We start from the raw sequence: 18,134 nt of genomic DNA on the forward strand, positions 1-18,134 counted from the left end.
TATATTAAATTGAGCTTCCAGAGGGATTCGAACCCACGACCCCGAGATTACAAATCACGTGCTCTGGCCAACTGAGCTATGGAAGCAATTTAACTGGTGAACTGAGGCTGTAAGAGAACTCTACTCTACCGCTACATCAGTAGTTAAAAATAATACTTTTAAAAAAAGCATTTATTTGAGCGGAAGACGGGGGTCGAACCCGCGACATTCAGCTTGGAAGGCTGACGCTCTACCAACTGAGCTACTTCCGCAATTTTGTTTCCAAAATTATTGGTAAACGCTGTGCAAACTTAGGAAATTTCCTGTATTTATGCAACTTTTATTATAATATAAAATGTGGGGAGAGCAGGATTCGAACCTACGAAGCCGAAGCAACTGAGTTACAGTCAGTCCCATTTAGCCACTCTGGAATCTCCCCAGATATTTTATATTAAATTGAGCTTCCAGAGGGATTCGAACCCACGACCCCGAGATTACAAATCACGTGCTCTGGCCAACTGAGCTATGGAAGCAAATAAAAAAAGAATTCAAAAGATCGCTGTTCCTTTTTTGCGTGTGCAAATATAGAACGGATTTTTTGAATTCTCAAACTTTTTATGAAGTTTTTTCACATTTTTTATGAGGCTAATTCTTTTTTCTTGATTAACAGTTTCTTAGCAGTATCTACACATAAATCCAAGCTTTCTTCAAAACTTGCACTTGTCTTTTTAACAACGATATCATCTCCCGGAACCGCCAAAATAAGCTCAGTCGTCTTATTTGATTTATCTGAATTATTTTCCACTTTTAAAAAAACCTTGCATTCTATAATTTTATCATAAAATGTGTCGAGCTTACTTACTTTTTTATTAACGTGCGCTTCGAGCGGTTCGTGTGGAGTTAAGCCGATTGCTTGTACTGAAATCTTCATAATTCTTCTTTTTTAATTGCTCTTGGATGAGCCTGATTAAACACTTTTTTCAACTGTTCAATATTGGCATTGGTGTACACCTGTGTGCTTGCAAGACTTGAATGACCCAATATTTCTTTTACTTTCGATATCTCTGCCCCATTGTCTAAAACATGCGTCGCGAAGCTGTGTCTTAAAATATGAGGACTTCTTTTCTGTTTAGAAGTAACAATACTAAGGTACTTATTAACTACTATATAAACAAATTTTTCGGTGAGTTTTTTTCCCAATCTGTTTACAAAAAATAAATTTTCAAATTCTTTCTTAGGCTTTCTCGTTTCCAGATAAGATTTTAACAGACTTCCTAATTTTTCGGAAATAGGAACATATCTCTCTTTATTTCCTTTTCCTAAAATTTTCAATTCATTTTTATACAAATCTACATCCTCAAATTTCAAGCCACAAAGCTCAGCTTTTCTCATTCCGGTCTGGTATAACGTTTCAACAATGCATTCGTCAAGCAGATTTTCAATTTCCGGAAAGACTTTACTATTTAAAATCTCCATTTCTTCCTGTGACACCGGAATTTGTTTTTCAGCATAAAACTTTAGAGAATTGATAGTTTCCAGAGGTGAAACATCAATTTCACCCAGCCTTAAAAGAAATAGATAAAAACTACGCAAAGTAGAAAGTTTGCGGTTAACTGTTCTTTTAGAAACTCCTTTTTCATTAAGATCAACGATAAAATTCCTGATAATTTTCTTATCCGCCTGAATAATATTGTCCGAAGCCTCTGTTTTGAGATGAAACAAGATAAAATCATCAAGATCCCGCCCATAACTTATGATAGTATGAGGAGAATATCTTTTTTCATATTGTAAGTAATCTAAGAATTTATCCCGCATAATGTAAATATAAAAACAAAAAATCACTTACTAAATAAAATTATTTAATAAGTGATTATTGTATGTATTAAGAAAAATTTTAAGCCTGCTCCTCTTTGCTAAGATTTCTTTGCTTATGAGCAGCTTTCAATCTAGCTTGTCTTAATGTTACAGAAGGCTTGATAAACTGTTGTCTAGCTCTTAGCTGACGAACTGTACCAGTTTTGTCAAATTTTCTTTTATATTTTTTTAATGCTCTGTCGATAGACTCTCCGTCTTTTACTGGAATTATTAACATATATTACATCTCATTTTGGATTGCAAAAGTATGTATTTTTAATTAAACGACAAAATTATCGGTTATTAATTTTTCATCTTTAAACAAAATCTTACTTTTTAAACAAAAAATCTTATCTTTGCAGAACAATTCATGGGGTTGACTGGTTTCGACAGCAAGACCAATGGATAAGTAAGCATGCAGAGAACCGCAGCGCAATCTCTTAAATCTTTTGCTGCGAAATTTTAACTGGCAACGAAGAGTTCGCTCTTGCAGCTTAATATCGAAGTATAGTAGATCAAGCGTTTTCCCGAAGATGTTAGTAGGGAAGCAAGATATTCCACAAATGCTCTGTTCTGCGGCGTTTGATTCTGGGATATAGGAATGCGGAAATAAGGCTTTAGATGCTTCGGCTAAAGCTCGAAAACCTCAGAAGATAAGCTGGAAGTTGGGTGTCTGCTCTCTGCTTCCCGTCGAAAACCAATAGCAGAATAAGCATGTAGAAAGCTTATGTATTGCTTGTTTGGACGAGGGTTCGAATCCCTCCAACTCCACTAAGATTAATTTCAGACACCTTTAGGTGTCTTTTTTTATGCTTTAAATACAGGGTTTTACAAAGGTTTTAAGAAAAAGTAAAAACAATTAAAAGTAACTAAACTTAAAAAAACCGTCCCCAATAAATCCCCTTTTCGTATCTTTGATAGATAACCAGAGTTTTATGGGGAATGTAAGTTTTGTTCTTAAAGAACCTAAGTCGATAAAAAAGACTTCAATTGTGCTAATATTTCGATACAGTAATCAAACTGTAAAAATTTATACGAAGCAATCTATTGAACCTATATTTTGGGATAAATCTAAGCAGCGAGTAAGGCAGAGTTTGAAAGTAAATTCTGCAAAAATTAATTCGTTGCTGAATGAAATGGATTCAAAAATTGTAAAGTTGTATGATAAAGTTTTGGAAGACTATGAAAGAAATCCAGAGCCGAAGGAATTTAAAAATTTATTTGAGCTAGAATATTTTCAGAACAAACCTCAGTTTTCTAAAAGAAAAGTAAAACTTTTAATGGAGGTTTTTGATGAATACGGACAAAGAATGATTTCTGAAAACAAACCAAGCTCAGCGGACAAATACAGACAGGCTAAACAAAATCTTTTAGATTTTTCTAAAGATTTAAGTTATAATGTTCAATTTGAAACAATGACAAATGAGTTTAGGAATCATTTTATTCACTATCTAAGGCATAATAAAAAATATGCAGAAACTACAATCCATCGAAAATTAAAATTCATAAAAACGATTGTACACTATGCTTTAGATTGTGGATACATCAGTGGAGTCAAGGTTAATCTTAGGAAATTCGGAGTTGCTGATGTTATTCCAGATAAAATTGCTCTAACACAAAACGAATTAAAGGAAATTGAAAATTTAGATCTAAGTCAAAATCTAAGATTAGATAAAATCAGAGATAGATTTTTGATTGGTTGCTATACAGGACTGCGATTTTCAGATTTCATTAGACTTAACAAAAACCACATTATTGATGAAAGGTATATTCAATTAAAGCAGGAAAAAACCAAAGACGTTAACACGCAACCATTTTGGAGTGAGGTTCGTAAAATTTTTGAAAAATACGATTATGAATTACCAAAACCTATTTCTGAAAGTAACTTTAATCTTTATCTCAAAGAAATCTGCGGATTGTGTGACACTTTAAAAAAAGAACAGGAAATCACAGAATATGAAGGAGGGAAAGCAAAATCTGTTTACAAACCCAGATTTGAATTGGTAACCTCTCACACAGCCAGAAGAACCTTTGTTACACTAAAAGCGGAACAAGGATTAGCTCTGGAAGACATCGCTATAGCAACAGGACATAAAAACATTAAAACTTTACAGGGTTATATGAAGCTTGACGCAAAGCAGAAAGCGGATAGGTTGGCATTAATGAGTAAAAAAATATCAGAGAAAAATGGAAAATAGAATACAACAAGAAAACCGCTTTATTTCAGCAATTTTATTAGGTGTTTTTGTTTCCGATAAGATTCTTGATTACGACGGCTCTGTTGATTCTTTAAAACTAAACGTAAATGGGGAGATTAATTTTATCTACAGACCAGAGATTCTTGAAGACTATCTTTATGTTGCTAACAACTTTTTTCAAAGTTTAACCTTAGACAAAGATTTGGAGGTTGATGATTTGAAATGTTTTGTTCAAAGTCTTTTTGAGGAGCATTTAGAATGTTTTATTTTAACATTAAAAAAAATGCTGAAAAATGAGATTACATCATTTAACAATTTTGATTTCATAATAAAGTTTACAGGAACATATTTCAGCAAATACCTTACAAAAGAATATATTTTGGAAAGGCTTGTTTTTAAATTCAACGATGATAATTTACTCAGTAAATATTCTTTTCTAAAACCATACTTAAACAACACTACAATTCCTCATACTGATTTTGATACTGACATCTTTAAGAACGAAACTGGATTTTTGATTTTTAAAGATTATTATCAATTATATATTGTAAATGAATATAAAGATTTCGGCTTTATCTTTCAAAGTTTGAAAGAAGATAAATTAATCCACAACATTCGTCATATAGATTTTGCAAAATGGTTGAGTACAAAAAAATACATTACCCAAGAAATTTATAACGAAATTGACTTAAAAAAAGGATTTGAAAGTTTGAACAAATTAACTAATGCCGCAAGATTAAATTCGTACATAAATCTTAGGGAGAAACATCTAAAGTGAGTTTTCCGATTATCGGAAAAAACGGACGATAATAAGCAAGTATATAAACTCAATTTGCACCAAAATTTAACAAGATGGTGCAATTAATCACATTATCAGTAGAGGATTTACATACTATTATCAAAAGTGCTGTTGGGGAAGCTTTGCAAAGCTCGCAGCCTCGACAGAAGGAAAATGATGAGGATGCTTACCTGACTCGTCAACAAGTATCAAAATATCTTCATTTATCTTTAACGACCTTAGACACCTACACTAAAGAAGGATTATTGACTAGTTGCAAAATTGGTCACAGGGTTCTATACAAAAAATCTGTTATTACTACTTCACTTCAAGACAAAATTAATGCTGTAAAACACAAGTCTAAATAATAAGTAAAACTTATCTACAATTTTTGGTATGTTAGGCTTTACAATTGACAGCATTAAACTTTTCGTTAGTTGGGAACAACTAGAAAAGTTTGACTATGAAACGTTTAAGAAAAAACTTAAAAAAGTTAAAAATTACAAAAAATATTATAGGGATAAAAATGGCTATATGGCTTGGACAAAAGGTACTTACAGAAATTTTCATATTAATTTTTCTAAAAGTAAAGGAATATATCTGGCTGGAAGTATTTCTAATTATTATAAAGACTACTCTAGCTTACTCAGCTATTTTGAATTGAAGCAAGCTATAGAAAAATTAGGTTTAGAACTCGATTTATGCTTAAATGATGCAAGGATTTATAGGATTGATTTAGCCTTAAATATCCAAACTGATAATCCTATCGAGCAATACTCTCATTATCTTTTTGGTGATCTCTCAAAATTTAAAAGATTAGAGCAAGATAAAGGTGTATTGTTCAAAACCACTAGTAAGTCATTCTGCATTTACAATAAAAGTCTACAATTAAAACAAAAAAAAGGTATTGATTGCCGAGATGTTTTAAGATTGGAATTTAGACTTTTAAAAGGTGTTAGCAAATTCTTTGGAGTAGAGAAAATGAAAACCAGTAATCTCTACAATACTGAAATCTTTTTAAAACTTCTATACGGCTTCCAAGATGTTTATAATAGAATTGAAAAAAAACGCATACCAAAAGACTTTTCTGACTTAGAATATATAAACCCAAAAATATTATCTAGTTGGATGAAGATAAAGAATGTTGTTAGTGAATTTGGGGGTGAATCAGAATTTTACAGAATGATTGAACAAGCTGATTTGGAGGGTAAATTTAAAAACGCCAATGATAAAAGCCGTTGCAGGAAAGTCATCAGAGATTTATCTAATAATGACCTAACTACAAAACCTCATCCCTTTATCTCTGAAATTTCAGAAAAAATCGACCTCGAAATTGAAAAATTCAAAACCAATATAACTAACTCATAATCAATATTTTATATTTCGTGTTTGCGAAAATTTTTGTATATTTAAGTAATGAAAAATACAGATTTACAGATTTTTACAGCAAGCTTTGAGAGTCTAAATACCAAGTCTTACGAAGGTTATACACTTATTAGTGTTGTAGGTAAAGTATATGGTAATTTCAGAAGCTCTGAAAAAATAAGAAAGTTGGTAGGATTTAGCATTTTCAGAATGTACAGCAATCAGAAAGCTGGAGATTTTTTAGCCTGTAACATACTTTACCGAAAAAAGCTTGAGAAAAAAGGAATAGAAAAATTATTAACTAACATAAACCAATTCTGTAAAGAAGAAAACAACAGCAAAGTTGTTTTGCTTGGGTATGGGGAGGGAAGGGAGTTTTGCTACAGGCACATCTTTGCAGATTTTTTAAGGGGCAATCAAATCGCTGTGAAAACAGAGGGATATATTGACCAATCCATCCAACAAAAATACTGGAATGATGACATTTATAAACTCCGAGGTCATTACAATTTAACTAATCAATTCGTTGGAAAGACTTTAGAGAGTATGGAATGGACTTTTGCTAAAACTATGCAAAACAACCCTCATTTCTATTGTATCCGTGAGAAATTCAATGATAACTTCAGCTTTTTGCAGATAGTTTCCCACATAAGAAGTTTTGGAACTTTAGTTGAGTTTGAAAATATAATTTATAGAGTTTGGACTTACAAAAATCACTCCTATTGGACGATGCCAAGTGATTTACTTGATGAGGACGTAGACTTAATTAACAGGAAAATCAATTTGTAAAATGGACAAATTAGACACATACAAGGAGGCTGCTAAACAAAACAGGGATTCCACTACCTCTAAAAAGAAAAAGCTCTTGAAGGTACTAGAAAAGACCATGGGAGTTATCCAACCTGCTTGCAAAATGGCAGGAATAAATAGACAGACTTTCTACAACTGGATAAAGTCTGATTCTCAATTTTATGAAGATTATCAAGATTTATTAGAAAAATCATTAGACTTTGCAGAAACATCTTTACTTAAGCAGATTGCCGATGGAAATACAAGAGCAATAATCTTTTTTCTGAGTAATAGAGGAAAACATAGAGGCTATCGTCTTAGTAATTCAAAGAAAGCCAATTATCGCAATAATCAGAAATGTTATAATGAAGTGGAGAATATGTCTGATACTGAACTAATGGAAATTATATGTAAAGAATATCACATAAAGACAGCTTGAATTTAATTCATTACATTTCATAAACGAGCGTTCAAGAATCATTACAAAATTATCAAATTAAAAAAATGAAAAAATATATTGCCTATTACAGAGTTTCAACAAAACAACAAGGAAGTTCTGGCTTGGGCTTAGATGCTCAAAAAACAATGGTCAGAAATTATCTCAAAGAAGATGATATGTTGATTGATGAGTTCGAGGAAGTGGAGAGTGGCAAAAATGACAACCGACCTCAGCTACTTACAGCCATAGAAAAAAGCAAGAGTGAAAGTGCAACCTTGCTCATCGCCAAATTAGATAGACTTAGCCGTAATGCTGGGTTTATATTTTTACTGAAGGATAGCAATGTGGATTTCAAATGCTGTGATATGCCAGAGGCAAATTCGCTTACTATTGGGATAATGGCTGTACTTGCACAGGAAGAACGTTTATTGATAAGTAAGCGTACTATTGATGCTTTGCAAGAACTAAAATCCAAAGGCGTAAAACTTGGCAACCCAAAGAATTTAACTCCAGAAGCCAGAAAGATGGGCAGTGAAGCGATGAGGTTAAAAGCTCTACACAATGACAACAATAGAAAGGCAACTGCACTAATAGTTTCTTTACGAAATGCAGGGAGTAGTTATGGCAAAATCGCAGATGAACTCAATAAGAGTGGTTTCAAGACCAGTAGAGGCTGTGAGTTTAGCTCATCTCAGACTCTGGTTTTGTATAACCGATTTTTGCAATGTCAAAATGCTTGACGAAAAAAGACTTCAAATAAAACCCTTAAATCATCTGGAATTTTAATAACAGCGGAGATAAGAAATAAAGTGTTTATATCGCATTAAAAAGCACCAAATTTACGATAAGTTATAAACTAAATCACTTCAAATACTTATGGATAAAGAGATTTTTGTATCAACGAAAATTAATTGAAAATAATTTATATATTTGTTAATAACGAAAAAACATAAAAATTATAAGAACAAATTAAGGTTGTAAATAACATATAGATATTGCGTTAAGCAGTTCATTTTCTTTGCTCAAATACTGGTAATATTTTAAACAAAAAGAAAAATGGCTGTAAGATGCACCCGACTGGGTGTGTTTTGCTTCATTTCTTTTTGTGGGTTATACCAGTAGCCAGAGCAGAGGATGATGTCATTTCACACCCTTTCTCATTCTGGTAAATCAAATCTATATGAAAAAAAATCTTACTCAAAAATCCATTAAAATAATCTTAGCTACGGTAAACCGTAAAAAACTTCCAAGAATTAACTTTTATTTTGCATTCTGATGAAATATAATAAGTTGATTTTTGGAAGTGTTGCAAGTCTCATTCTCGGGACTTTAATTTATATTCTTTTCAGGTCATCCACTCTTAAAGTCTTCACATGGCTGGATTTTGTAGGAATACATATTCTTGATAGTAAAATTAGAAAATCGGCTCTGGCAACTTCTAACTACATTCCAGATTGGGTTTTGATGTCTCTTCCAGACGGATTGTGGCTGTTTTCCTACGTGTGCCTAATGCTTTATATATGGAAAAATTCTATTACTTTTTTTAATCTCTTTTGGATTAGTGTCATTCCAGCTATCGCCATTGCTTCCGAGGTAGCCCAAGGCTTGGGGATTTTACAGGGTACTTTTGATACTATGGACTTAATATTTTATTTATTTGGAGGTGTGCTTCCTCTCTATATTTTTAAAGATTCAATTAATTATAAACTTAAATTTTAACCTCATGAACAAAAATTTTAAACATTTAGCTTCTGCCTCTGCATTCGCATTTTTCTTATTCATTGCTATGGGCAGTGGAGATGATAAAAAATCTTCAACAACATCATCTACCAGTTCTGCAAGTGCGGAAGCAGCCAGCTACAAGAAAGTAGGGGAAACTCTACCCACAGAATATTTTGATGTAACAGTAAATACAGTGAATGTCAAAAACTCTGTTAGTACAGGAAATGAGTTTGTGGATTTATCTGCTGAATCAGGAACACGTTATCTCATTATTAATACGACATTCAAGAACACAAGCAACGAGAGCCGTACACTAATAGATGGAGAAGTTTTGGTAAATTATAAAGGAAAGGATTACACATTTGACAAATCCGAAACAATAATGTTAGATGGCTGGGGTTTGATGCTTGATCAAATCAATCCTCTTACAACCAAAACTACCAATTTAGTTTATAAAATTCCAGCAGAATTGATAGGAACGGCATTCTATAAGCCTGGACGTTCTGGAAGCGATGACTTGATTGATTTGGGTACAATTAACTAATAACAAAATTGTGAAAAACCTTTTTGCTGTTCTAATTTCAGAACAGCATTTTTTATTTGATTTTAACTGTTTTTGCTTTTGTAAGACTAAAAAATATTATTATTTTGTACAAAGGAAATTACTTAAATCGATGTTCAAAAATATTATTTTCATAGGAGGTATTCATGGAGTTGGAAAAAGTACAATTTGCAAACATATTTGCAGCGAATTATCTATGGAATATTTGTCCGCAAGCGAACTATTAAAATGGAACGGCATTAATCAAGATTCAAAAAATAAAAAGGTTAAAGACATTTCCGATAATCAAAACCGCCTAATTGTTGGGTTGGAAAATATTATTCAGAAGGGTAAATTTTATTTGCTCGATGGGCACTATTGTCTACTCAATAGTAATAACGAAATTTTAAAAGTTCCAATAGAAACCTTTGAACAAATCAATTCGATTTCTTTTAATCTGGTTTTAGGTAATATCTCTGAGATTAAGCAACGCCTTGAAGCAAGAGACAACAAACCTTATGATTATGAATTACTACAACATTTTCAGGATGAAGAATTGGCTTATGCAAAATATTTGTCGAAAAAATTTAATGTACCTTTGAATATTGGAGAAAATAACGATTATTTGAATATTTTGGAGTCACTTTGTAAAACAATTAAAAGGACTAATTAAATAATGGAAAACTCTTTCTTCGTTTTTACAGATAAAAACAATCCCGTTCAATTAGAGCGTTTTCACATCTGCACATGGGAGTTTAACAACAACAGTTCGTTAGTTGAGTTTGGTTTTGAAATATCTAGAGATTCAATAAAAGATAATAATTTAACTATTTCTCTTTTTATCCCTTGGGTTACAAGGACTTGTGAAGCAAAAGATTTATATGAAAAACTGAGTATTCCAGAAAATAGTCGTTTTATTTTTAATGATTCGGTTGCAAGTACAGATTCATTGGATGGAGGGAGAAATAAATTAGGTGTTATTCATAAATTCAGCGGAAGGAATGAGCTCTGTATTTTACCTGTAAAGGTTGAAATTGTGAACGAAAATTTAGTTTCAGCCACTTTAAACCTTCAACCTTATCAAGAATATAATTCAGATTCCAAACCAAATATTTATTTTCGATTTTGGATTAAACCATCAGTGCCTTATATATCTATGAGAAAGAAGGGAATAAGTAAATCTACAATCATTTATGATATTAAGGTTAACGAACAAAGAAATATTCCGGATAATAAAATCTCTTATTTCAGCGACAAAGCACTATGTGCAATAAAGAATTGTTTTTCGTTTAATATTGTTCCTAACAAATATGATATTGTATTTTTTGATAACTCTTCCTTAAAGAATGTAAGAACTTTAGAATATGATTCTTTCAATAAATATTTAGGAGACAAGAGGGTTAAAAAAGATGAATTGATTGTCGTTTTTAATAAAAAGCAAAGTATTGAATCCTATTCTTTTTTCTCAATTTATTCAATGGAAAGAATAGGTACAGGGCAGTTTGCTTTGGCAATACTTATAAGTATTATTTGTGGTATACTATTATTTATTCCCTCTTATCGCAAGACTTTTAATCCTGAAATTTCATTTCTAAAAGTTTGGAACAAATTGCCCTTTGAGATTTACTTAGCAATTACTATAGCATTTGGAATGATTATATACTTTGTTTTACCATGGTTAAAAAACATTTTATATAAAATTAGAAATTTATAATATGAGCGAAATATTTGATTGTCCAAAAGAAGAGATTTGGGAAAAACGTAGAATGTGGGTCTATGATGAATTAGAAAAAGCAGAAGTCGGGATTCACTCTGTGAGTGATCACTCTACTGCTCTTTTTATGGATTTGCAAAAAGCATTTTGTGCTGGTGCTTGGATTTCTGTAGTCGTAATGTCAATATCTGTTATTGATTCACATCTCCGAGAAGAAATTTCTGATAAGTCTATCGGTACGGCAAAGTTACTACAAGAATTCTATGAAGGAGAGGGGATAGACTGGCTAAGAAAACTACGAAACCGATATGTACATCATAATATTGATAATCCTTTTCTTGAAACGAATTGTTGGTATGATGAGCAAACAAGTTTAGAAAAAGATGCTTACAAGGCAATGAGAATGACAATTTCTGCATTATTTCAAAATCCATTTATATGAAAGCACTACTAGATACTAACATTATAATTCACAGAGAAGCATCCAAAGTCATTAATCAGGATGTAGGTATATTATATCGTTGGCTGGAGCGTGCAAAATATACTAAATGCGTTCATTCCTTAACGATCGCTGAAATTGAGAAATACAAAAATCAACAGACAGTTGAAACTTTTCAAATAAAATTGGGCAGTTACGAACAATTAGAAATTCCATCACCTTTGCAAGAAGAAGTTAAAGTTATTTCAGAAAAAGTTGATGTTAATGATAATGATAAGAATGACACACAACTATTAAACGAAGTATTTATTGGTCGAGTTGATATATTAATTACAGAAGATAAAAAAATTCGTAAAAAAGCCATTGAGTTAGGTATTGAAGATAAAGTTTTTACTATAGATTCCTTTCTTGAAAAGACTTTTGCTGAACATCCAGATTTAGTAAATTATAAAATACTAAATGTTCAAAAGTTAAAATTCGGAAGAATAAATCTTGATGATGACTTTTTCGCAAGTTTAAAAGAAGATTATTACGGTTTTGATAAATGGTTCATTAAAAAATATGATGATGAGGCGTACATAACTGTAAATTCTAACAATGGATTACTTCTTTCTTTTCTTTATCTAAAAGTTGAAGATAAAAGTGAAAGTTATGCAGATATAAGTCCTTTATTCATTCCAAAAAAACGATTAAAAGTTGGAACATTTAAAGTTATCAATAATGGTTTTCGCTTAGGTGAGCGGTTCATGAAAATTATTTTTGACAATGCCTTAAAGAATCAAGTGGATGAAATTTATGTAACAATTTTTGATAAAAGAGATGAGCAAAAAAGATTGATAGAGATGCTGCAGCAATGGGGATTTATTTTATGGGGAAAAAAAAATGAGGAATTAGTTTACGTGAGAGATTTCAGCAAAAAAATTAATGAAAGCAATTTAAAGCATACTTACCCATTTATTTCAAGAAATAATGACTCTTACATTGTACCAATTTATGAAGAATACCATACAGAATTATTGCCCGATTCAATTCTAAATACTGAATCTCCAGAAGATTTCGTAGAAGATTTCCCACATAGAAATGCTATAAACAAAGTGTATGTTTCTCGTGCAATATTACCCCATCCCAAAAAAGGAGATAATATTATATTTTACATGACGGGAGGTTATTACAAAAGCGTTGTTTCTACAATTGGTATTGTTCAAGAAGTAAAAACCGATTTTACTGATGAAAATGATTTTATTATATATTGTAGAAAAAGAAGTGTTTTTCCAGAAGACAAATTACTTGCAATATGGCGTTACAAAGACTCAAAGCCTTTCGTAGTTAGTTTTTTATATGTCTATTCATTCCCACATAGAATTAATATGAAGGAGCTAATCGATTTAAGGGTTTTAGGTGGTGTAAATGATGCCCCTAGAGGATTTAAGCCCATTACAAAAGAACAATTTAACATTATATTACAAGCAACAAAAAGCGATGAGAGTTTTATTATCGATTAAACCAGAATTTGCATTCAAAATATTTGAAGGAGTTAAAAGATTTGAATTTCGTAAAGTAATTTTCAAAAACCCAAATGTACGGACAGTAGTTGTATATGCATCTTCTCCTGTTCAACAAGTTATCGGAGAATTTGAAATTGACGATATATTAAGTTCTAATCCAAATGAAATTTGGGAACAAACAAAAAAATATTCTGGAATTTCAGAAGACTTTTTTTACGAATACTTTGCAGATAGAGAGATTGCTCACGCAATTAAAATAAAAGAAATTAAAAAATATAAGACACCTCTTTCTTTAAAGGAGGATTTCAACGTTTTACCTCCACAATCATATTTATATTTGTGAAAATTGGTTTCCTTTAGTAAAGAATATCAATAAGAAAAATTAAATGCTGTCCTAAAACTAGGACAGCATTTTTTTATCTATAAGCAAAATGGGTAATCAGTCTCTTGTTTATTAAATTTGTAATATTAAAATAATTTATATGAGATTTATAAATACAAATGACATAGAAATGTGGTCTAATAGTGTTGATTGCCAATGCCATTTACCACATTTAATTAGGAAATTGATTTTGGCAACCGCAGACCAAACTAAAATTAGAAGTATTCAGTTTCCCTACGGAGAAGATGTGCAAGTTGGCGGATATGATGGAGAACTTACAACAGAAGTTGGGAATATTTTTGTCCCTGATGGAGAAAGTGTGTGGGAGTTTGGTACAACCAATAAAAAAGGAGGAAAAGCAAATGATGACTACGATAAAAGAAAAAATAACCCATTAGGAAAGATGTCATCACAAACAACTTATATAAATGTTAGTGCAAAAAAGTATCGAGATAAGAAGAAATGGGCAGATGAAAAAAAAGGAGAAAATTTTTGGAGAGATGTTAGATATTATGATGCTATTGATATTGAGCAATGGTTAGAGTTATCTCCTACTGTTGAGGTCTGGCTTGCAGAAAAATTAGGAAAGCCTATTACAGGTATTTATACGCTTGATGAGTATTGGAGACGTTGGAGTGAAAATGGTAAAATAAAAATAGCTCCCGAAATCTTATTAGGTAATAGCAGGGAAAAAGAAATTGATTCATTAAAATCTTTTCTTAGCAATGACCAAAACAAATTGTATATAAAATCTAAAACTATAGATGAAGCGACAGCATTCCCATTGGCATTTTTAAGACATAATGAGAACGATTTTCAAAAAGCAATTGTTGTTATTGATAATCGGGAAACTTTTAGCAAATTTATTCAAAATGATGTCGCATCAATTATTTTAATAAGATTTAAGGCGGAAGGCACAGACCTGTCTGGAGCAACACAAAGAGGACATAAATTAATCATTCCGATTAGTATGTCAGATGAGCCAACAGGTTCAGAAAAAATACAACTACCATTAGTATCGAGGGATACGTTTGAAAATGGATTAAAAAAAATGGGTGTTGATTCTGAAAAAGCACGTCTTCTCACAAAAAATTCAGGTAGAAATATTTCAGTACTAAAAAGGCTTCTCCAATTTGATGATAATACAAAACCAAAATATTTGAAAGATGCCGAAGTCTATGATATTCTTCCAATTCTTCTTGTTAACAAATTTTCTGAGCAGAGAGAAGGAGATAGAGAAATAATTGAAAAATTGAGTGGAAAACCTTTTGCAGAGTATATCAAGTTTTTGAAAGAATTAATTAATCTGGAAGATTCTCCAGTATATAGCATTAATGGAATTTGGCAGTTAGTATCTCCTCCTGATACTTGGTTATATTTTGCAAAATATATTACAAAAGAACAACTTGAAATTTTTAAAGAAATATGTTTAACCGTTCTTAGTGAAACTCGTCATAAATACACTATTCCTTTAGAAAATAGAGGTATATATTTTGAAACCCCAGAAAATAGGTCTAAATATTCTTCTGAACTGAAGACTGGTTTGTCAGAAACATTAGCCATAATTTCTGTATTCGGCGAAGAGAATGGATTAAATTCAATACTGAGTGTTATGTATTATGTGGATGGGATTGTGCAAAAAATTCTTGAAAATAATATTCTTGTATGGAGGTCATTGTCTCGTAACTTAATGATTTTAGCAGAAGCCTCTCCAGATGTTTTTTTAACTAACCTTGAAAGAATAATAAAAGATAATTCCGCTAAAAGTTTCTTTGAAGAAGAAAAAAGTTTTATAGGGGGAAATGCTAATGACCTTCCCACTATTTTATGGTGCTTGGATATTATAGGTTGGATGCCTGAACATCTTCTAAGGGTTTCTATGTTGTTATGTGAACTCATTAAATTATCTCCAGAAAAACTACCTACCTTAAATACGCCTATCAGTAGTTTACAAAGTCTTTATAGGGTCTGGTATCCACAAACAAATGCAAATGTAGAAGAGAGAAAGGTAATTCTTGAAATTTTAATTAAAAAACATCCCGAAATTGTATTTGAATTGTTACATCTTCTAATAGATAAAGGTTTTGATACTGCTTTTCATACGCCAAGACCAAAGTGGAGGTTGTTTTCAGAAATTAAAGAAATTAGAGTAACTCAACAGGAAGTTTTCTATATGAGAAACTTCTGTATAGATAATTTTATTGTCCTATCAGAAAATAATTTAGAAAGAATTCTTATTCTTATTGATGTTCTTGATAAATTTTATTGGGATAAGATAGACGTTGCTCTAAAAACAGTAGAAGATAGTTGGCAGAATTTCTCAGAAACAGACAGAAATATAATATATAATGAGTTTAGAAAACAAATTGGAAAACATAGAAGCCATCCAACAGCGAGATGGGTATTACCCCCAAATATCTTACAAAAGTTAGAAAATATTGCTTTCAAGTTCAAAAGTAAAGATGAAATATTATCTGATTCTTATCTATTTGAAGAACAATATCCAGAGTTTATAGAAGGAAAGCAAATTAGAAATTGGAAGAAAAACAATGATGAAATACTTCAACGGAGAATAACATTTGTTGAAAAAATAATAGAGAAATATGGTGTAGTTAAAATTTTTGATATGGCAAACGAGACAGAACATCCGTATTTATATGGGAATACTTTAGCTCTATGCATGAATCTAACCGATGATGATGTTTTATTAGTATATGGATTAATTGGCTCTCAAAATCAAAAACATTATTCTTTATCAAGTAACTTTATAAGAGGACGTGAAAGTAAAACAAGTTTGGATGTTCAAACGGAAATTCTATATAGATTAATAAAATCTGGAATTTCAAATCAAGCTATTGTAAATTTTTTATGTTCATTATGGGATAGCATTAATTTATGGAAATTTGTTTCTGATTTGAATAATGAAGAAGTGGAAAAATTATTTTGGAAATCCAAGCAAGGTTTTTTATACGCTAATGATAAGATAGAACTTTTTTATGCCTTAAAAAAATTACAGCAATTTGGCAAAGCGATTACTTTTCTCAATACTTTGGGTTGGGGAGTATACAATCATAAAGAACGCCTAACATCAGAAGAAATCTTAAAATTTCTGGAAGATTTAAGATTTGAAAATTTTGATGACACAACTCATCTTGACCATTACCAATTCGAGCAGATATTAGAATTACTGTATTCAAGAAACGATTATGATATAGTGCGTGGTGCTAATATAGAAATGAAATATGCTTTTATATTCACAAATTCTGATTCTCATTCCCCAAAAAATCTTTATAAATTGATGTCAGAAAAGCCAGATGAATATTTTGGATTTCTAGCTCAAATATATTTACCAGAGGATGAAAATTTAAGAGAACAAGAATTAGAAAAAATCAAGAATAACCCAAGTTATCCAGAAGTATATAAAGCAGGATGGAAAATTATGGATTCTTTTGATATGATACCTAGTTTACTTGAGGATGGTTCTTTAAATGGAGATGTGTTGAATAAATGGATGGAAGAAGTTAAAGAACTTGCTAAAATAAATTGTAGAGAAAAAATTACTGACATTAATATAGGACATCTACTAGCAAAGTATCCTATTGATATATCAAAAAACAAAGGTTTTCCTAACGAAATTTATGAAGTATTAGAGGGGGATAATGCAAGTGATAAAATGAGGCAAGCATTTGAAATACAAATTTCAAATAGTTTAGGAATGACAACAAGGGGTGCTTTTGATGGTGGAAGCATTGAGAGATATAGAGCTTCTTTTTTTGATAATCTTTTCAATGAAACCAAATTAATATATCCAAAAGCATCCTCAATATTTAGAAGCCTTAGAGATAAATATTTATTGGATGCTAAAGATGAAGATGGGCAGGCATTATTAAGTAGTTTAGAATAGTTGATGCGGAAAAAATTCATTTTGTTCTCCGAAAAAATGCTGAGAATAATTAGTGTATAACTAACTGGCTTAAGTGATTTCTCGGTTGCTAAAAAGGGCAATTATCGCATCAAATATAATGATGTACAAAGTTAGTCCAGAACCATTATCTCTTTGTAAATAATGCCTCTAAAATAGCAAATGAGCGAAAAAGAATGATTCTAACGAAGCTACTTGAAGGATTTGAAGGAAATTTGACCTCATTAAAATACGCCAAGATTGCTAAAACTTCTGTAGATACTGCTTTTAAGAGATATAAACGATTTGGTAGAAAAGGAATTTTACTCAAAGCGGATTCAGGTGGTAGAAGTACAATTGTTAGTTGAAGCTTTAATAAGCGACCCCAAAACCATCCCCTTATGAAAATGAAATGTAAATAAATTATTTTAAAATTCTAATTATCAATTTCTTATGTAAATTATAAGGTAATCCCTCCAACTCCACATAAACCCCTGTAAATTATTTATTTGCAGGGGTTTGTATTTT

18 protein-coding genes, 4 tRNA genes and 1 other RNA gene are annotated in these 18,134 nt (G+C 31.2%); 16 read left to right on the forward strand and 7 right to left on the reverse strand.

Annotated elements, in window-relative coordinates; all coding sequences use genetic code 11:
- Positions 1 to 12: 12 nt before the first annotated feature.
- The 7 genes from FNE73_RS08685 to rpsU form a co-directional block, all read right to left on the reverse strand.
- Positions 13 to 86: transfer RNA gene (locus FNE73_RS08685), tRNA-Thr, on the reverse strand.
- A gap of 92 nt (positions 87 to 178) precedes the next feature.
- Positions 179 to 251, reverse strand: a tRNA-Gly gene (locus FNE73_RS08690).
- 86 nt (positions 252 to 337) lie between these two features.
- Positions 338 to 418, reverse strand: a tRNA-Tyr gene (locus FNE73_RS08695).
- 20 nt (positions 419 to 438) lie between these two features.
- Positions 439 to 512: transfer RNA gene (locus FNE73_RS08700), tRNA-Thr, on the reverse strand.
- A 104-nt stretch (positions 513 to 616) separates the two neighbouring features.
- Entirely contained in the window at positions 617 to 910 is a 294-nt protein-coding gene (locus FNE73_RS08705; protein ID WP_143884244.1) for an HPF/RaiA family ribosome-associated protein, read from the reverse strand.
- On the reverse strand, positions 907 to 1,794 hold the full coding sequence (locus FNE73_RS08710) for a tyrosine-type recombinase/integrase (RefSeq protein WP_143884245.1): 888 nt from the start codon (positions 1,792 to 1,794) through the stop codon (positions 907 to 909). Before FNE73_RS08710 ends, FNE73_RS08705 begins: the two co-directional genes overlap by 4 nt.
- A gap of 79 nt (positions 1,795 to 1,873) precedes the next feature.
- Entirely contained in the window at positions 1,874 to 2,071 is a 198-nt protein-coding gene (gene rpsU, locus FNE73_RS08715; protein WP_062697349.1) for a 30S ribosomal protein S21, read from the reverse strand.
- Positions 2,072 to 2,205: 134 nt separating this feature from the next.
- Between rpsU and ssrA the strand changes: the two genes are divergently transcribed.
- From ssrA to FNE73_RS08795, 16 genes are all read left to right on the forward strand, one after another.
- Positions 2,206 to 2,607, forward strand: a transfer-messenger RNA (tmRNA) gene (gene ssrA, locus FNE73_RS08720).
- 161 nt (positions 2,608 to 2,768) lie between these two features.
- A complete protein-coding gene (locus FNE73_RS08725) occupies positions 2,769 to 4,031 on the forward strand; it encodes a site-specific integrase (protein ID WP_228429989.1) in 1,263 nt (420 codons plus the stop codon).
- The gene (locus FNE73_RS08730) at positions 4,021 to 4,809 is read left to right on the forward strand and encodes a hypothetical protein (protein ID WP_143884247.1); all 789 of its coding nucleotides are present in this window, start codon (positions 4,021 to 4,023) and stop codon (positions 4,807 to 4,809) included. Before FNE73_RS08725 ends, FNE73_RS08730 begins: the two co-directional genes overlap by 11 nt.
- A gap of 74 nt (positions 4,810 to 4,883) precedes the next feature.
- A complete protein-coding gene (locus FNE73_RS08735) occupies positions 4,884 to 5,177 on the forward strand; it encodes a helix-turn-helix domain-containing protein (RefSeq protein WP_143884248.1) in 294 nt (97 codons plus the stop codon).
- A gap of 28 nt (positions 5,178 to 5,205) precedes the next feature.
- Positions 5,206 to 6,177, forward strand: a complete 972-nt coding sequence (locus FNE73_RS08740) for a hypothetical protein (RefSeq protein WP_143884249.1) — start codon at positions 5,206 to 5,208, stop codon at positions 6,175 to 6,177.
- A 48-nt stretch (positions 6,178 to 6,225) separates the two neighbouring features.
- Positions 6,226 to 6,963 (forward strand): hypothetical protein, encoded by a 738-nt coding sequence (locus FNE73_RS08745; protein ID WP_143884250.1) that lies wholly within the window; start codon positions 6,226 to 6,228, stop codon positions 6,961 to 6,963.
- 1 nt (position 6,964) lies between these two features.
- Positions 6,965 to 7,402, forward strand: a complete 438-nt coding sequence (locus FNE73_RS08750) for a hypothetical protein (RefSeq protein ID WP_143884251.1) — start codon at positions 6,965 to 6,967, stop codon at positions 7,400 to 7,402.
- 65 nt (positions 7,403 to 7,467) lie between these two features.
- A complete protein-coding gene (locus FNE73_RS08755; protein ID WP_143884252.1) occupies positions 7,468 to 8,142 on the forward strand; it encodes a recombinase family protein in 675 nt (224 codons plus the stop codon).
- 535 nt (positions 8,143 to 8,677) lie between these two features.
- Positions 8,678 to 9,121, forward strand: a complete 444-nt coding sequence (locus FNE73_RS08760) for a hypothetical protein (RefSeq protein ID WP_143884253.1) — start codon at positions 8,678 to 8,680, stop codon at positions 9,119 to 9,121.
- Between the two features lie 67 nt (positions 9,122 to 9,188).
- The gene (locus FNE73_RS08765) at positions 9,189 to 9,668 is read left to right on the forward strand and encodes a DUF4352 domain-containing protein (RefSeq protein WP_185147321.1); all 480 of its coding nucleotides are present in this window, start codon (positions 9,189 to 9,191) and stop codon (positions 9,666 to 9,668) included.
- Positions 9,669 to 9,678: 10 nt separating this feature from the next.
- Positions 9,679 to 10,338, forward strand: coding sequence for an ATP-binding protein (locus FNE73_RS08770; protein WP_143884255.1), 660 nt, complete (start codon positions 9,679 to 9,681; stop codon positions 10,336 to 10,338).
- A gap of 3 nt (positions 10,339 to 10,341) precedes the next feature.
- A complete protein-coding gene (locus FNE73_RS08775) occupies positions 10,342 to 11,379 on the forward strand; it encodes a hypothetical protein (protein WP_143884256.1) in 1,038 nt (345 codons plus the stop codon).
- A 1-nt stretch (position 11,380) separates the two neighbouring features.
- A complete protein-coding gene (locus FNE73_RS08780) occupies positions 11,381 to 11,821 on the forward strand; it encodes a hypothetical protein (RefSeq protein ID WP_143884257.1) in 441 nt (146 codons plus the stop codon).
- Positions 11,818 to 13,320, forward strand: a complete 1,503-nt coding sequence (locus tag FNE73_RS08785) for an EVE domain-containing protein (RefSeq protein WP_143884258.1) — start codon at positions 11,818 to 11,820, stop codon at positions 13,318 to 13,320. Before FNE73_RS08780 ends, FNE73_RS08785 begins: the two co-directional genes overlap by 4 nt.
- Positions 13,298 to 13,666, forward strand: coding sequence for an ASCH domain-containing protein (locus tag FNE73_RS08790; RefSeq protein WP_143884259.1), 369 nt, complete (start codon positions 13,298 to 13,300; stop codon positions 13,664 to 13,666). Before FNE73_RS08785 ends, FNE73_RS08790 begins: the two co-directional genes overlap by 23 nt.
- A gap of 139 nt (positions 13,667 to 13,805) precedes the next feature.
- Positions 13,806 to 17,609 (forward strand): hypothetical protein, encoded by a 3,804-nt coding sequence (locus tag FNE73_RS08795; protein WP_143884260.1) that lies wholly within the window; start codon positions 13,806 to 13,808, stop codon positions 17,607 to 17,609.
- Positions 17,610 to 18,134 lie beyond the last annotated feature (525 nt).

The organism is Chryseobacterium binzhouense, assembly GCF_007474545.1.
In the GTDB taxonomy this organism is placed as follows: Bacteria; Bacteroidota; Bacteroidia; order Flavobacteriales; family Weeksellaceae; genus Chryseobacterium; species Chryseobacterium binzhouense.

Excerpts from the sequence above, each read along its gene's own strand:
- FNE73_RS08735 (WP_143884248.1), top strand. The coding sequence starts at position 4,884 with ATGGTGCAATTAATCACATTATCAGTAGAGGATTTACATACTATTATC.
- FNE73_RS08750 (WP_143884251.1), top strand. The coding sequence starts at position 6,965 with ATGGACAAATTAGACACATACAAGGAGGCTGCTAAACAAAACAGGGAT.
- FNE73_RS08780 (WP_143884257.1), top strand. The coding sequence starts at position 11,381 with ATGAGCGAAATATTTGATTGTCCAAAAGAAGAGATTTGGGAAAAACGT.
- FNE73_RS08740 (WP_143884249.1), top strand. The coding sequence starts at position 5,206 with ATGTTAGGCTTTACAATTGACAGCATTAAACTTTTCGTTAGTTGGGAA.
- FNE73_RS08725 (WP_228429989.1), top strand. The coding sequence starts at position 2,769 with ATGGGGAATGTAAGTTTTGTTCTTAAAGAACCTAAGTCGATAAAAAAG.
- FNE73_RS08730 (WP_143884247.1), top strand. The coding sequence starts at position 4,021 with ATGGAAAATAGAATACAACAAGAAAACCGCTTTATTTCAGCAATTTTA.
- FNE73_RS08745 (WP_143884250.1), top strand. The coding sequence starts at position 6,226 with ATGAAAAATACAGATTTACAGATTTTTACAGCAAGCTTTGAGAGTCTA.
- FNE73_RS08775 (WP_143884256.1), top strand. The coding sequence starts at position 10,342 with ATGGAAAACTCTTTCTTCGTTTTTACAGATAAAAACAATCCCGTTCAA.
- FNE73_RS08760 (WP_143884253.1), top strand. The coding sequence starts at position 8,678 with ATGAAATATAATAAGTTGATTTTTGGAAGTGTTGCAAGTCTCATTCTC.
- FNE73_RS08705 (WP_143884244.1), bottom strand. The coding sequence starts at position 910 with ATGAAGATTTCAGTACAAGCAATCGGCTTAACTCCACACGAACCGCTC.
- FNE73_RS08795 (WP_143884260.1), top strand. The coding sequence starts at position 13,806 with ATGAGATTTATAAATACAAATGACATAGAAATGTGGTCTAATAGTGTT.
- rpsU (WP_062697349.1), bottom strand. The coding sequence starts at position 2,071 with ATGTTAATAATTCCAGTAAAAGACGGAGAGTCTATCGACAGAGCATTA.
- FNE73_RS08710 (WP_143884245.1), bottom strand. The coding sequence starts at position 1,794 with ATGCGGGATAAATTCTTAGATTACTTACAATATGAAAAAAGATATTCT.
- FNE73_RS08785 (WP_143884258.1), top strand. The coding sequence starts at position 11,818 with ATGAAAGCACTACTAGATACTAACATTATAATTCACAGAGAAGCATCC.
- FNE73_RS08755 (WP_143884252.1), top strand. The coding sequence starts at position 7,468 with ATGAAAAAATATATTGCCTATTACAGAGTTTCAACAAAACAACAAGGA.
- FNE73_RS08790 (WP_143884259.1), top strand. The coding sequence starts at position 13,298 with ATGAGAGTTTTATTATCGATTAAACCAGAATTTGCATTCAAAATATTT.
- FNE73_RS08765 (WP_185147321.1), top strand. The coding sequence starts at position 9,189 with ATGGGCAGTGGAGATGATAAAAAATCTTCAACAACATCATCTACCAGT.